A 15473-nucleotide genomic window follows, 5' to 3' on the forward strand; every position below is an offset into this window, starting at 1 on the left:
TAGTGGAGATGAAAGTAGGACTAGTAACAGGGAAATTCCGCCTTGCCGTCACCTTTATGCTGATAGCGAGCACTGCATCGGTGGCATCATCTGCCGAGGTTTATGCAGCAGCCTCATCGTTGAACAAGAATTCTGATCAGACGCAAGCATTTGAACGCTTTACTTCCCCAGCGATCGAGATGGGCGCATGGAAGTCTGCATCACATTGGTACGAAACGGTTTACTTATCAGGCAGCGCGCTGGCCAAAAAACCAGAAGAGAGCCTACAATTCCCTTCTGGAATTGTATCCGAAGGGAAATCGGTTTTTGTTGCAGACACACGCAATCAGGTCATCCGACGACTGGACGTAAATGGGCGGATATTGGCGACAATAGGCATGAGGAATACGAAGGGATGGAAAGACGGGAACGATATTCAAGCTCAATTCGATCAGCCGATTGGAATGGCAGCGGATAAGAAGGGGAATCTGTACGTAGCTGATGCAGGCAATCATATTATTCGTAAAATTGATCGAAATGGGAATGTATCAACTGTAGCCGGCGATGGCATTCCTGGATGGAAGGATGGCGAAGCGGGGCAGGCGCGCTTCTATTCGCCGCGTGCAATTGCAGTAGCGGATGACGGGTCTATCTATGTGGCTGATGCATTAAATCATGTCATTCGACGGATTGATGCCAATGGTTCGGTCACGACATTGACGGCCCGTTCTTCTCGAATCGTCGAATATTCCCCTGGAGCTGTAACTGGAGCTGGAGATTATAAGGATGGCAAGCTCGCTGAGGCAAAGTTCAATGAACCAAGTGGGATTGCAATGATGCGTGATGGCAAGTTAGCCGTTGCGGATACTGGAAATCAGCGTATTCGTGTGATTGATTTGAAGCAGGGGAATGTATCCACCATTGCTGGGAGCAGCTCAACTGCAGCTTATACAGCACCGAACGTCCAGCAAGTGTTGTATGCATCTGGTGGATATCGCGACGGCGCTGCTACAGGATCGTTATTCAACAATCCTTCAGGAATTGCAATTACGGAGGAAAATGGGATTGTAGTCGCTGATAGATGGAACCATGTTGTCCGATATATATATAAGGGAGAGGTCGTTACACTAAGCGGACAAGCTGGCAAGAGCGGCGACGTAGACGGGATTACCTCGTACGCCAAGCTACACGAGCCTACAGCAGTTGCTGTGCTTGCGAACGGGTCAATCGCTGTGACGGATGCGTTTAACAATGCAATTCGTCTCATTCGCCGTTATGAACTCCCAGAGGGAATTATGGGATCTTCGGGGCAGCCGCGGGCATCCCAGGTACAGCTTGTCTATAATCGCTTGCGTCTGGACTCGGATACAGCGCCGATGATTAAAGATGATAGAACCTACTTGCCTCTGAGGGTTCTATCTGAAACCTTGGGGTATAAGACGGTATGGCGTGCAGACAAGCGTGTGATTCTTCAGCTTGGAGATAGCAGTTTCGATCTGCGTCCGGGGAGCAGTCAAGTCAATGTGACAGACAATGGCACATCATCCGTCTCGAAGCTGCCAGCAGCCCCATTTATCCAAAATGGCAGGATTCTAGTACCTGTCCGATTCGTAGCTGAACAATTCGGCTTCGATGTACAGTGGGTTGCACAAGCTCGAGCAGTTGTAGTAAGAGACCGAATCTTCCTGCGCTACGCGGCAACAGGCTCGTATTTGCCGCCACAGCGAATTACAGCTAAGTAAGTTGCTGAAGGGAGGAATGTGATTGACGTCTTCATCAGATGGAAATCATCCACTCGGATCGAAGAAAGACCAAGCTTACATGAAAGAATATATTGAGGCGCATCCAGATAATCGGATGGCCTGGTACTTGCTCGGGAAACAGTATGAGCGAAATGGCGAACAAGGCAAGGCGAAATACTGCTTTAAGCAAGCAGGGGATATTTATCATGCATTCGAGAATGTACCACGTCCTTCTGAACAAATAGAGGAACTGCTGGCGCAAACGCAAATGCAGCAAACCGTGTCGTCCTCGCCGCGGAAGGTGAGAAACCGGGTGGGGGCAGCAATTTTGGTATTCCTTCTACTCGGCTCGATAGCGGGAGAGGTGAATGCGCCTTCCCGATTGCACCCAGCCATTACTGATGAGGGAATAGAAGCAGCGGGTGATGATACGTCTTCTTCGAGAGCCGGGAATCATCACCTAGTTGGTACCCCTGCTCTCTCTACTCAGATAGGCATTCTTGTTCCTGAACATGACAATGCAGCCTTCGGTCAAGCCCTGAGGCATACAGAGCATTTCGCCTCTGGGACTGGTCATGTTCACTATTTGCTGAATATTCGTGTTCAGCAGAATTGGTGGATGTGGGAGCCGCCCTTGCGTCCCGACAATCGGTTGACATCCGATTCGGATGGCAGACGGATCGTGATTACTCCGCTGCAGGGCAAGCAGTGCAAATGTGAGGCAGAGCGCTCCCAGGCACAATCCTTTGTTCAGCAATGGATGCCTAGGAGTGTAGAACGGCTAGTGGCGAAGTCAGCACTGACGGCGGCCTTGCATACGAAGGATCAACCGCCGAAGCAATTGGCTGCCCTAGCAGGCAAATACCCGAACAATATCGTGTCCGGTATTACGCCGCAGATTGCAAGTGCCTATGAAGAAGTATCTGCTTCATTTATAGCTCGGATGAAGAACGCCAAGCAGGCAGCCCCGAAAAAGGCTAAGCAGCAGGCGCTGAATCAGATATGGAGCGATGAGGTAGATCCGTTCAGAGAGCCTCTACGAATTCTGGTAGATAAGAAGCGACATCGGCTTGCGGTTGTAAGCGGGAATATAATGGTTAGAAATTACAAAGTTGGCCTTGGCGGCAAACGAACCCCGTTAGGAACCTTCCGGATTTCTGAAAAGGTAGTCGATCCAAACGGGTCATCTACTGGAGATTTTGGCAGCAGGGGAATGACCCTATCGGATACCTTATATGCGATCCATGGCACGAATGAGCCGGAAAGCATTGGGAGAGATAAGTCGCTTGGCTGTGTACGGATGGGGAAGGAAGATGTTGAAGAATTATTCGATATGGTGCCGATGGGGACAGAGGTCGTAATCGGCTCTGATATATTGCCCGATGAACTGCTTGTACCGGATAAGGAGGGCCGCTACCGGCTCAAATTGAGCCCAAATCAGGACAATCCGAACAAGAAATATCGCTGGCTGTAATCGTACATCCTTGCACACCTGTGGAGAAAAAGAAGAGCCGGAATTCACAAGCATAACTTGGAATCCGGCTCTTTCCCATAAATTACTATGATTACATGCTCATCCATTCGCAATAAGCAGCGTTGAGACAATTATGACAAATAGCAAGATAACCCCGCCGATCCAATAGATCGCCTTCTTGTTTACTTCTTCAGTATGCTTGGCTGGCATAGATGGGGATTTGCGTTTCACTGCCATAGGTCATCACCTTTCTTACGATTCTAGCTTCTATATGCCTATTGTAATCGTTTTCGTAAGGTTTGACCAGTCAAGGTTGGTTGACATATGTACTTTTCTTTTGCGCGAGAAACCTTTAAACTAGGACATGGAGCCTTTTTATGCCCGCCAAGAATTCTCCAACGCATTGTCTTGTGATTGAGAGAATAAGACTTGCGTGGTACGGTAACTATACGATGTTGTCAGTAACCATGGCTTACATGTATGGCACAATGAACGGAGTGGAACCTTTGTTATATCGCAACATAGCTAAACCGGTATTTTTCAAATTAGATCCTGAAAAAGCTCATCACCTGGTTATAGGTGGCATGGCGAAAGCGACGAAGGTGCCAGGTGCACTAGCCATGATGCGTGGGATGTATGGTGTGAAGGCAGATCCAGCCCTGACGACCTCTTTGTTCGGTCTCACATTCCACAGTCCAATTGGACTAGCAGCAGGACTTGATAAAAATGCGGAGGCTGTCCGCGGATTCTCATCCATTGGCTTTGGATTTATGGAAGTGGGCACTGTCACGCCGAAGGGACAGCCTGGTAATGAGAAACCACGTATGTTCCGGCTTCCTCCCGATGAAGCGTTAATCAATCGAATGGGCTTCAATAATGAAGGAACAGAAGCAATGCGCGAGCGATTGGCTGCGATTAAGGATCGACCAATTCCGGTATGGGTCAATATCGGTAAAAATAAAGCAACACCAAATGATAAGGCGCATGAAGACTACTTGAAGTGCATACAAACGATGTATAATGTTGCAGATTTGTTCGTCGTCAATATCAGCTCGCCGAACACGCCTGACTTGCGGAATCTGCAGCATGGCGATGAGCTGAAGGCACTGCTCAGTCTGGTCGTTGATGAGATGAATCGTCAGAATGCTGCACATGGTCAGAACAAATCCATTCTCGTCAAAATTGCACCGGACGTATCTGATAGTGAATTGGAGAGCATGACCGAGACGATTGTGCAGAGTGGAGTGTCAGGAATAATTGCCACAAATACTACCTTGTCACGGATGGGTGCAACCCATGTCCATCGATTGGAGAACGGGGGATTGAGCGGTAAGCCGCTGACGGAACGCTCGACTGAGGTCGTATCGCAAATCTATCGCATGACAAAGGGAACCATCCCAATCGTAGGGTCGGGTGGCGTATTCACTGCCGAAGATGCATATCGGAAAATACGTGCTGGAGCGAGTCTGGTGGAAATATATACGGGTCTCATTTATAAGGGGCCAGGAATAAACCGTGAGCTAGCTTCGGGCTTGAAGCGACTGATGAAGCAGGACGGATTCAAGCATATCTCAGAAGCTATCGGGGCTGATCATCGATAAGAATGGTCGTATAGTGAAAAGGCATAGGTTCACTGAACGAGTGGTTGGAATGGACAGGAGGCGTACAAATGGACGGAAGAGATTGGGGAAATTTTTTGCTGCCTTATGCACAGGCCGTCGAAGAGCTGAAGGTCAAGTTCAAAACGTTGCGAACTGAATTGAAGAAGCGAGAAGAATATTCACCTATCGAGTTCGTAACGGGTCGGGTGAAGAGAATTTCTAGCATCCTTGAGAAAGCGAAGCGCCTCGAGGTGCCTCTTAATCAATTGGAGCAGGGAATTGAAGATATCGCTGGGATTCGAATTATGTGCCAATTCGTCGATGATATTCATCGCGTGGCTCAATTGATTCGGAATCGACAAGACATGAAGGTCGTATATGAAAAGGACTACATTACCAATTATAAGGAAAGCGGCTATCGCAGCTTCCATATGATTATCGAATATCCGGTTCAAACGGCGCTCGGCCAGAAAATGATTTTGGGTGAGATCCAAATCCGTACATTGGCCATGAATTTCTGGGCAACGATTGAACATTCATTGAATTATAAATATAAGGACAGCTTGCCTGAGGAGGTCCGTCTGCGTCTGAAGACAGCGGCTGAGGCGGCGTTCGTACTAGACAACGAAATGTCCAGTATCCGTCAGGAAATTCTCGTCGCGCAGCAGAGCTTCGAGGACAAGTCGAAGATTGTACAGAAATGCTTGTCCTTTATCCAAGAGTTGTATTATTCCCACCGTATTTCTGAGGCGATTCAATTCCAGAACCGCTTCAATGAAGTATGGGAGAAGGATGATATTACAGAGTTGAAGCAATTAGAGGAAGAGATCACGAGTGCACTGGAGAGAGCGAAGAAGAACGGAAATATTCAGCTATGAATATCGAGTCGGCTCTCCCTTATGACAGGCTGTATATTCAGTTCATCAAGCTGTTCAATGAAGAACGGGATTATTATCAATGCCATGATGTCATGGAAGAGTTATGGCTTGAAGAGGGGCGCAAGCCGCTGCTTCAAGGGCTGCTTCAGGTAGCAGTGGGGCTGCATCATTTCCAGAACGGCAATCGTCCTGGAGCGATTAAGCTGCTGACCGCAGCACTTCAGAAGCTGGATGCCTATCCAGATATCATATTGGGGATCGACTTGCAGCAGCTTCGTAACGATTCTGAAGAGACCTTGGACGAATTGCGCAATTGCGACGGGAGTTTGCCTCCATTTCAAAATCTTACGATTCGAATCGTGGATAAGGAGCTCGGTGCGCTCATTGAGTGCTGCGAGCTGCCTTCCTTACATGAATAAGACAAGTTGAATATCGTGACATATTGATGTTAGAAGAAGAGAAGAACACCATTTTGGGGCAAGGCCTGAAGTGGTGTTCTTCTCTACATAAACGGATCCCGTTACGAATTAAGCAATAACAATGATGCCTTGAGAATTCGTAGGACCAATCAGCAGAGTATCTTCCGGCAAAAACGTTCTGGTGAATGTCAATGTCAATAAGAAGGTACCACCCACTGGAATGCATTGGTGGGTGTTAAAGAACGTTGTTAAATCCAAATCAAGCGATATTACAGGTGGAGCCAGAACCAATTGTTTTGCTTCGAATGTTGTTTGAATCTTTAATGATGCAAGCATAGGCGGAATTCCAAGGCTATTTTTAGTTTGAATGTGGAGGTCGCATAAACTTTGACTAATGCCGTTTTGAAGCACGAGTTGAAATGTGTTTCTGCCTAAAAGCAATTCATCCAAATCGTTGAATATCAGCGTTCTGTTAAACAAGATCGTCATCTCTTCACCCCCAATCTTGCCGGTCTGCAAAATTAATATATGAGAAGTTGAATGCGCTGGCTTGTATGGATACACCGTATGCGATAGTTTTATGTAAAATTGGTTCTACAGCTTACAGGAGAGCATGCGCTCGTGTAATGAAGCGTGCCGATGTTATTTTACTGGAGGACTGGAATAACAATAACGATAGAAGTCGATTTCCGACTGTAGAGACTTTTGTTTTCCGTTCTGCTAACCTGTATAATATGTGGAAATAAGCTTCATATTTTGGTTCATAAAGGAGACAAATAATGGATTTGCCCCCGAGTATCAGCTTTATTCTAGTAGCAATACTGATTATCCTTACCGGCTTTTTTGTAGCCACAGAGTTTGCAATTATTAAAATCCGATCCAGCCGTGTAGATCAACTGGTTCTGGAAGGGCGCAAGAATGCACTTGCGGTCAAGCAAGTGACGAGCAATCTGGATGGATATCTGTCCGCCTGTCAGCTGGGAATTACGATTACGGCGCTTGGACTTGGTTGGCTCGGTGAACCTTCCATTGAGAAGGTGCTTCATCCGGTATTTGAGTGGTTGTCTGTTCCACAGCAAGCTGCTTCGATCCTTTCCTTTTTGATTGCATTCATCGTCATTACATTTCTACATGTTGTGGTTGGTGAGCTTGCGCCGAAGACGCTTGCGATCCAGAAGTCGGAGAAGATCAGCTTGTTGTTCGCTAGACCGATCATTTGGTTCCACAAAGTGATGTACCCGTTCATTTGGTTGTTGAACAGTTCTGCGAATGGATTTATCCGCATGTTCGGTCTGAAGCCTGCGAAGGAGCAAGAAGAGGCCCACTCTGAAGAAGAGCTGCAGATTATTCTGAATGAAAGCTATGAAAGTGGTAAAATCAATAAAACGGAATTCGGTTATGTGAGCCGCATATTTGCATTTGACGAATTGCTGGCCAAGGAAATTATGGTTCCGCGAACGGACATGATTTGCTTGCAGGAGGAACTGCCTGTAGAGGAGAGCATTCCAGTCATGAAGCGGGAACAGTATACCCGATATCCGATTATTCGTGGAAGCAAGGATTTCATTGTGGGCATGATCAACACGAAGCAGTTGTTCCTGCAATATGATGAAGCGGCTAATAAGAAGCTATCTGACATCATGCTGCCCGTTCTCACCGTTTCGGAGTCTACTCCGATCAATCAGCTCCTTAAGCGAATGCAGAAAGAAAGCACGCATATGGCGATCCTAATTGATGAATATGGTGGAACATCCGGTATGATCACGATTGAAGATATATTGGAAGAAATCGTTGGCGATATCCGTGATGAATTTGACAAGGAAGAACGCCCTGAAATTGAACAATTGGATGAGCATACCTATATATTTGATGGGAAAGTGCTGCTTACGGATGTAAATAGCTTGCTCTCCACTGAGCTTGAGCACGAGGATATCGATACTATCGGAGGATGGCTGTACGATCGGATGCCGGATTGCAAGAAGGGCTCTAAGCTCGAATGGAACGGTATTCAATTCACTGTGCTGGAGAGAGAGAAGCATCGAATCCGCAAAGTCCAGATCGCATCAGGACAATGGAATCAGTTATTTGAACAAGAAGATGTGCAAGCGGAGCAATCTTCACTGTAATAGAGAAGAAGCACCCTTCGGAACCTTTCTTTGCGGTTCTGCAGGGTGCTTCCTCTATTTTATCGAACTCATATTGAATGATCTCATTGTGAATTACAAACTTGTAGGTTTAGTGGCATCGATTATTGCAGCACGACCGTATCGCCTTCCTTCAATCCTTCCAATACCTCTGTTTTCTCACTTGTTTCGAGACCAACTTTTATCTCTTTTCGTTCGATTTGGCCATTGCCTTTATCGATATTAACAAAGACGCTCTCTTTTTCCCGCATAACGGCAACAGTTGGCACAACGATCGCATTTTCTTTCCGTTGTGTCTCAATTTGTCCAGTAAGGCTGAGACCGGCAATCAGGTTCTCATTGGCATCGAGTCCGATGATGACTTCAAATTGAGCGGGCTGATTGTTATTGCGTTGTTCCTCGGATACCGCCTTTGCGAATTTGGACACTTTCAGCACTTTCCCTTTGATCTTGACGTTCTTCATGGCGTTCATTTTTACTTCAACGGCCATGTCAGGCTTAATGCGGAATACATCCTGTTCGCCAACTAGCGTAACGAGCTGCAATTTCTTCAGTTCTACGATTTTGCCGACACGTTCATTCTCTTTCAGTGCTTGTGGAATTTTGTTCGGATCATCGTATAGGAAAATCCCTGGCGAAGGTGCAATATAATTGGCTACATCTACCTTCTTCTGCTTCTGAGCGATTTCCTTTCGTTGAATATCAATGGTTACATTGTTCAGCTCTTGCTGAAGCTTCGCCGTTTCTTTCTCGACGAATTTCTTCTTCACTTCGGCTTCCGTGGAAGGGAGCGCTTGATCTTCTTCGCTTAGCGCGGATTGATATTGTGCGAGCTGCGTTTCAAGCTTCTGTTTTTGAATTACAGCTTCAGCTTGTGCAATTTCATTCAACAGTACACTTGGATCGAGACGGAAGATAGTTTCGCCCTTCTTCACCTGCTGCCCATCCTTTACAGCCCATTGCTTCACTTCTGCACCGAATGGCGCATACACGATCGTTTCCTTTTCATATGTGGATTTACCCTTTACTTCAATATGATTCACAAGTGTTTCCTTCGTAACCGGGAAGGTGATCGCACCCGCATTGTCCATCGGAAGCTCTGGCTGTGGTGGGTTAGCAAAACGATACAATCCAAAGCTGATGCCGCCTAAAATAAGTATGATAATTGACCATTTCAATATCGGTTTTATTTTCGATTTCATTTGGTAAATGTCCTCCTCTATGTGGAACAGCTCTACAGACAACGCAAAAATGATGGCTGTTAGTCGCGCTTAATGGCGGTAAGAGCATCGGTACGAGAGGCGCTGACTGCTGGATAAATGCCCGACAGAATGCCTGTTACGATTGCAAATGTAATTCCGATCGGAATATTAGAGTAGGAGATGAAGATAATCGCATCCCCCGTACTTTCGGACATTGTACTTGCTGTAACCCCGTTAATGCCCCATACGATCCAGTAGGACAGCATAACGCCAATCAATCCACCAACCAATCCGAGCAGAGCCGCCTCAATGATGAACATGTTGCGAATCTGTCTTAGATTCGCACCGAGCACCTTCATAATGCCGATTTGGCGGCGGCGTTGATACGTGGACATTGTCATTGCCACCACAATCGAGATGGAGGCGATGAAAAGAACGAAAATGCCGATTCCAAGAGCAATCGTCTTGACGATTGCGAAGTTCTCCTGCAGTCGATCCTTTTGATGGAGGTTTGTCTGCGTGTTTAACGTTAACTTTTTAATTTGCTTCTCAACTTGTTCTACATTCGCTTGGTCGTCTACTTTTACGATGACATTGTTGTATGTACCTTGTTCTGCACTGCCGTCATTCATGTGCAGCTCCTGCATCAGCATTTTGCCGGTTTCAAGAGATACGTACAGCTTCTTATCGTAAGCTACCTGATTCTCACTTACACCGTTTGGCTTCTTCAATACAGCAGACACGCGAAGCGGGGAGCTCATATAGGTCTTGCTATCCCCGTTCATCAGCATCGTCTTGAGACGAAGTTGACGTTGATACATCGCTGTAGGAATACGGTTTAGGTTGTTATACTGCTCCATCAAGGAGTCGTCGTACGGATTGTTCGACAATTGCTCCATCAGGTTATCCATCGTCTCTTGGTCAATAAGTCCGAGAGTGGCTCCATAGCTCAATACGACGGTACCATCAAGGTCTGAAGGGGATCCCTGCATAAACTTATTGTCAAATTCAGTTAACGAATTGAGCTCTGTCGCAAATACCTCAATTCCAGTCCGACGATCATCCATCGTATACATTTCCAAATAGCCGAATTGCTGGAATGGCGCAACAGCCTTGACATGAGGGATGTTGCGAATGACCTCAATTTTCTGGGCTGTAATCTTTCCGCGCTCAATACTCTCGTCATCCGCACCTTTTGCCTGCTGTCCGCTGTTTTTTCCTTGATTTCCACCTTGGCTGACCCCGGTATTTGGTGTTACCGTAATCTCGTCCATTTTCAAGTACGTGTTCAACTGTTTCTCTGCAAACGTCTGTGCAGATTCTCCGACACTCATCGCAATAATAATAGCGGCACAGCCAATTGATATTCCCGCTGCACATAATCCGGTTACGACCTTCCGTCTCTTCAACTGATCCCATGAAAGATGGAGGTAGTCTCGTACTCTCACGACTGCTCACCTCCAACGGGCTGAAGGATTTTATCCTCCGGAACAGCTTCTTCTGCTATTATCGAATTCAAGCGTGTGCGCGATCCATCTTCGATCAATACGCCGTCCTTCAACGTAATAATCCGCTTCGTTTGTTCAGCCACTTCCATTTCGTGGGTAACGATGATGAAGGTGGTGTCAACGGTTTCGTTCAAGTTTTTCAGGATTGCAATGATTTCTTCTTCTGTACGTGTATCCAAATTACCGGTAGGCTCGTCCGCAAAAATAACCGATGGCTCGGTAATAAGAGAGCGTGCAATACTGACACGCTGCTGCTGTCCACCAGACAATTGGGAAGGGAACAGCTCAGCCTTGTCAGGAATACCGACTTGTTCAAGCAGGCGCAGCGATTTTTGTTTCCGCTCCGATGGACGAATTCCTTGAAAAATAAGCGGGAGCTCTACATTTTCACGTACAGTTAAATTGGCTATTAGCTCATACGCTTGAAAAATGAATCCGATGTGCTTGCGTCGAAATTCAGCGAGTGAGTTCTCGTTTAGTTTCACAATGTCCTGATCTGCAATATAGATGCTTCCTTCAGTTGGCTTCATTAAGCCTGCCATTAAGTTAAGCAATGTTGACTTACCAGAACCTGAGCTGCCGAGCAGTGCAACCATCTCGCCGCGCTTCACTTCGAAATTGATGGAATGCAGTACTTGGGTGGTTTCGGGGCCGTTCTTAAATGAGTGTGATAGGCCTTCGACACGTAACATTCGGCTCCTCCTTTCTATCTACTTCTTTGATTAAATATGTATCGAGCCAGCGCATAACAGTGTTCCATACGATGATTATAAGGGAAAGTTTCTCTCTTGACTGCATTGTGACAATAATGTAAGGGGGAGGGAAAATGCTGTCACCTAAATCGATGACATGTCGATTCGTTGTGATAAGCGCAGCTGGCATGGTATGCTGTAAGAGCACGGCTCAGAATAGCTTGTGCACAATGCATACGAGAAGATAGGAACGAAGAATGAACACAAGCACACCGTGCAGCATGGAGGTGAGCATGCGGTGGCAAAAAAGATAAGGCTGGACAAACTATTAGGGCATATGGGCTGCGGCAGTCGCTCCGAGATTAAAAAATGGGCGAAGATTGGCCTAATTCAAGTCAATGGACGGGTAATTAAGGACAGCGGCTTGCAGGTGGATCCCGATGCAGATGAAGTGCTGCTGGATGGCGAACAGATTCGCTATCGTGAATTTGTATATATTATGTTGAATAAGCCGCAAGGCGTAATATCTGCTACGGAAGATATACGGGAACGGACGGTGATTGATCTGCTCCCTGAAGAACTGCGGCACTTCGAGCCTTTCCCAGTAGGTCGGCTGGACAAAGATACAGAGGGCTTGCTGCTGCTTACAAATGACGGCAAGCTGGCGCATGAGCTGCTGTCTCCGAAGAAGCACGTCCCGAAGACCTATGTGGCTACCGTTAGAGGACGGGTTGACAGCAAGGATGGAGAAGCATTTCAACAAGGAGTAGAGCTGGATGATGGATATATGACGAAGCCAGCTCATCTTGTCATACGTGGCCATGAGGAGCAATCCGATGGAACCGTGCACTCCTTCATCGAACTGACGATTACGGAAGGGAAGTTTCATCAGGTGAAGCGAATGTTCGAGTCGGTCGGCAAGCAAGTCATTTATTTGAAGCGAATTCGAATGGGCGAACTGGAATTGGATTCGGCTCTTAAGCTCGGTCAGTGGAGAGAGTGTACGGAAGAAGAGCTTACCTTGCTCCAACGACAGCAGCAATAGCAACAATATCAGCAATACTAACCATAGCAACAACTGGATAGGACTGCTTTACACTTACGAATATCATACTGTTCATACGATACAGAAGATAGAGATGAGAGGGAGAAATCAGTGATGAATTATCGCATCGTGGCTTTAGATATGGATGGAACTCTGCTTCATGACGATCATACGCTGTCCAGCGCGAATGCGGAGGCGATTCGCAAGGCTGCGGCACAAGGTATGGAGATTGTGCTGTGTACGGGAAGAAGTCCGATCAGTACGCTTCCTTATTTAGAGCAAATCGGACTAGAGGGTGTTGTCATTACCCATAATGGTGCAGCTACCATTGCTTCAGAAGGGCGCAGAGTGCTCCACCGCTTCGATATCCCGAGCGCTGGCTTGGAGCCTTATATTCAATATTGCCGTGAGAACGGAGTTCACTTTGATATCAATACAGCTTTTGATCTCTATGTGGACAAGCTGAATGAGTTGACCCCGGAGATGCTGGATCTATACCGTCAATTCCTGATTGAGCCGAAGCAGTTCCCAGGTTGGACGGGCTTGACTGATGCTCCTGTGAAGCTGACGATGAGCGGGCATAAGGAAGAGATAGATCGAGTGGAACATGAATTGAATCAATGGACACATGAGCACAACTTTATTCGCTCAGGAGACTACTTTATCGATATTATGCATAAGGATGCAACGAAGGGAAATGCACTCAAGCAGCTTGCTGCTATGCGCGGCGTACCTCGTGAGCAGGTATTGGCTATCGGCAACTATTATAATGATATGACGATGATTCAATTCGCTGGCTTGGGCGTGGCTATGGACAATTCTCCGCTTGAAGTAAAGGCTGCCGCACAGGAAGTTACACTGTCGAACAACGAGGATGGAGTGGCGGCAACTTTGCTTAAGTATTGTAAATAGCTGTACCCAGCCCTAGAGAAAATTGTACTGGAGCTATGCTGGAATTGGTTCCGTGCGAGCACCCATACAATGATTCGCTCATGTGAACCACTGTCCTTGCACAATCGAAGCTTCTCTCAGGAGCATTCTATTGTGCAAGATCAGTGGTTTTTTTATTTGCACGAAGCTGTTCTTGTAAGGTAATCTACTTTATTTGCGCAATCCTTTTGGATAATGGTTCTTTAACTGGCCTCCTGATGCTTTGCCGAAGCCAATTGGCAATCCGTCTATTGCGACAAGTGTCCATCCCTTCAGATTCGCATTTTCTCCTTCAAGAAGCAGAGCTTCACCTCGCAAATAGGCTTCCGCGGCCGGATCTTCCACATCATATGAGATGGATTGAGCAGCTACCTCTGAAGAACTGCAGAACATCGCGAGTGCATGGGCGGGCTCAATACGATTCTTGCGTATATGAGCGAGATGCAGACCGGCACGAGGGATGCGGAGCCCTTGGAGTGTCTCTCCACTTCGTAGTGCTTGAACAGCTGATTCATTGCCCTGCGGCAGCCAATAGAGTTCTTCCCCGAACAGCAAGGGCATTCCTTGAGGCAAGTGAATCCCAGGTAGGAACTCTTTCATCCAAGCCTCAAACTGTGTAAATGCCGTCTGCGCTTCGTTGGAGCGGGTTCCACCTCCCTTGCGGGTAGTCTTGCCGCGACGGCTAGTAGAGCTAGTGGAAGCAATTGATTCCGAGTCGCCCTCCTGTAGCTGCAACACGGCTACAAAATGTCCTTCTCCTTCAGAGTGATGAGGCCAAATTCGCTCCATGCGAATCAACTTGAACTGGTCGTAATGCTGAAGCCATTTTTCAATGATCCCTTCATTTTCCTGATGGTTGAAAGTGCAGGTGGAATAGGCAATCGTCCCGCCGGGCTTCAACATCGTTACTGCTGCCTGAATAATATCCCATTGCCGTGCTGCGCACATGGCAACATGCTCAGGAGACCACTCCTTGATAGCATCGTTATCTTTACGAAACATGCCTTCACCCGAGCATGGGGCATCGAGCATAATCCGATCGAAGGCTTGCGGGAACTTAACAACTAGCGCATGTGGATCGGATTGGGTGACGATCGTGTTGGGGATCCCCATTCGCTCGATATTTTCGGCTAATATTTTGGCGCGCTGTGGATGAATCTCATTGGAGATGAGGACACCTTCACCTCGCATCCGTCCTGCAATGTGGGTAGATTTCCCTCCAGGCGCAGCGGCCAAATCCAAGATGAATTCGCCTGGCTGTGGATCAAGCAGGACTACTGCAGACATTGCAGAGGGCTCTTGAATATAATAGAGGCCTGCTGCATGATACGGGTGCTTGCCAGGACGCGAGCTCTCTTCGTAATAGTATCCTTCCTCGCACCAAGGCACGGGGCGCAGCTGAAATAGCTTCTCTGAGCGCGAGCGAGCGTCAGGATGTGTCAGCCACTTCACGGGATTAGCACGCAGTCCGAAGGTTCGCGGCTCTGTATAGCTTTGCAAAAATGCATCCCCATCCTTAGGGAGCATCTGCTTCATCTGCTCAATATAAGCTTGAGGCAATGAGTAGTTTGTTTTTTCTAGGGACATGTTACAGCTCCTTTCCGAATGGGTATAAGTAATCAGCATTGTATAGTTTACCGGACTGCTGGCCTTCGATGCAACGTTGAATCTTTAGGGAATAACCGCATGAAATCTCTTATTCATCATTGTGATTTTCTAGTAGTGATTGGAGGTACAGGTTACAATAATGTAAGACATTTTTGCGAAACGTCATAGTAAGCTTGTACGTATGGAGTATGTGGTAGGATTCGGGGTTGGAAAGATCAACTCATGGATACAATTTGACTAGGGGAAGCTAG

At 47.0% G+C, this 15473-nt stretch carries 14 protein-coding genes; 8 read left to right on the forward strand and 6 right to left on the reverse strand.

Features of this window, described 5'->3' with window-relative positions:
* Positions 1–8: 8 nt before the first annotated feature.
* Both RQP50_RS05015 and RQP50_RS05020 read left to right on the forward strand, forming a co-directional pair.
* Positions 9–1721: a stalk domain-containing protein gene (locus RQP50_RS05015; protein WP_315743681.1), complete on the forward strand. Its 1713-nt coding sequence runs from the start codon at positions 9–11 to the stop codon at positions 1719–1721.
* A 22-nt stretch (positions 1722–1743) separates the two neighbouring features.
* Positions 1744–3195, forward strand: coding sequence for a L,D-transpeptidase (locus RQP50_RS05020; protein ID WP_083545159.1), 1452 nt, complete (start codon positions 1744–1746; stop codon positions 3193–3195).
* Positions 3196–3294: 99 nt separating this feature from the next.
* Here the strand turns inward: RQP50_RS05020 and RQP50_RS05025 are convergent, their stop codons facing one another.
* Positions 3295–3432, reverse strand: a complete 138-nt coding sequence (locus tag RQP50_RS05025) for a hypothetical protein (protein ID WP_172619537.1) — start codon at positions 3430–3432, stop codon at positions 3295–3297.
* A 269-nt stretch (positions 3433–3701) separates the two neighbouring features.
* Between RQP50_RS05025 and RQP50_RS05030 the strand changes: the two genes are divergently transcribed.
* The 3 genes from RQP50_RS05030 (at position 3702) to RQP50_RS05040 (ending at position 6093) form a co-directional block, all read left to right on the forward strand.
* The gene (locus RQP50_RS05030) at positions 3702–4796 is read left to right on the forward strand and encodes a quinone-dependent dihydroorotate dehydrogenase (protein WP_315744575.1); all 1095 of its coding nucleotides are present in this window, start codon (positions 3702–3704) and stop codon (positions 4794–4796) included.
* 68 nt (positions 4797–4864) lie between these two features.
* Complete coding sequence (locus RQP50_RS05035; protein WP_072729747.1) at positions 4865–5674, forward strand: GTP pyrophosphokinase; 810 nt, start codon at positions 4865–4867, stop codon at positions 5672–5674.
* Positions 5671–6093 (forward strand): DUF309 domain-containing protein, encoded by a 423-nt coding sequence (locus tag RQP50_RS05040; RefSeq protein WP_072729746.1) that lies wholly within the window; start codon positions 5671–5673, stop codon positions 6091–6093. Before RQP50_RS05035 ends, RQP50_RS05040 begins: the two co-directional genes overlap by 4 nt.
* 108 nt (positions 6094–6201) lie before the next feature.
* Here RQP50_RS05040 and RQP50_RS05045 read toward each other — a convergent pair whose 3' ends face one another.
* The gene (locus tag RQP50_RS05045; protein ID WP_072729745.1) at positions 6202–6582 is read right to left on the reverse strand and encodes a hypothetical protein; all 381 of its coding nucleotides are present in this window, start codon (positions 6580–6582) and stop codon (positions 6202–6204) included.
* A 290-nt stretch (positions 6583–6872) separates the two neighbouring features.
* Between RQP50_RS05045 and RQP50_RS05050 the strand changes: the two genes are divergently transcribed.
* The gene (locus tag RQP50_RS05050; protein ID WP_021253207.1) at positions 6873–8219 is read left to right on the forward strand and encodes a hemolysin family protein; all 1347 of its coding nucleotides are present in this window, start codon (positions 6873–6875) and stop codon (positions 8217–8219) included.
* Between the two features lie 122 nt (positions 8220–8341).
* On the opposite strand, the gene RQP50_RS05055 is transcribed toward RQP50_RS05050, so the two are convergent.
* The 3 genes from RQP50_RS05055 to RQP50_RS05065 form a co-directional block, all read right to left on the reverse strand.
* On the reverse strand, positions 8342–9427 hold the full coding sequence (locus tag RQP50_RS05055) for an efflux RND transporter periplasmic adaptor subunit (RefSeq protein ID WP_370510426.1): 1086 nt from the start codon (positions 9425–9427) through the stop codon (positions 8342–8344).
* A 71-nt stretch (positions 9428–9498) separates the two neighbouring features.
* The gene (locus tag RQP50_RS05060; protein ID WP_065293566.1) at positions 9499–10887 is read right to left on the reverse strand and encodes an ABC transporter permease; all 1389 of its coding nucleotides are present in this window, start codon (positions 10885–10887) and stop codon (positions 9499–9501) included.
* Positions 10884–11639 (reverse strand): ABC transporter ATP-binding protein, encoded by a 756-nt coding sequence (locus RQP50_RS05065; protein WP_072729742.1) that lies wholly within the window; start codon positions 11637–11639, stop codon positions 10884–10886. Before RQP50_RS05065 ends, RQP50_RS05060 begins: the two co-directional genes overlap by 4 nt.
* A gap of 298 nt (positions 11640–11937) precedes the next feature.
* Here RQP50_RS05065 and RQP50_RS05070 point away from each other — a divergent pair, with 298 nt between their 5' ends.
* Positions 11938–12684 (forward strand): pseudouridine synthase, encoded by a 747-nt coding sequence (locus RQP50_RS05070; protein WP_315743690.1) that lies wholly within the window; start codon positions 11938–11940, stop codon positions 12682–12684.
* 114 nt (positions 12685–12798) lie between these two features.
* On the forward strand, positions 12799–13596 hold the full coding sequence (locus tag RQP50_RS05075) for a Cof-type HAD-IIB family hydrolase (RefSeq protein ID WP_065293565.1): 798 nt from the start codon (positions 12799–12801) through the stop codon (positions 13594–13596).
* A 189-nt stretch (positions 13597–13785) separates the two neighbouring features.
* On the opposite strand, the gene RQP50_RS05080 is transcribed toward RQP50_RS05075, so the two are convergent.
* Positions 13786–15201 (reverse strand): RsmB/NOP family class I SAM-dependent RNA methyltransferase, encoded by a 1416-nt coding sequence (locus tag RQP50_RS05080; RefSeq protein WP_315743691.1) that lies wholly within the window; start codon positions 15199–15201, stop codon positions 13786–13788.
* Positions 15202–15473: the final 272 nt, after the last annotated feature.

This window comes from Paenibacillus suaedae (genome assembly GCF_032337355.1).
GTDB lineage: Bacteria > Bacillota > Bacilli > Paenibacillales > Paenibacillaceae > Paenibacillus_B > Paenibacillus_B suaedae.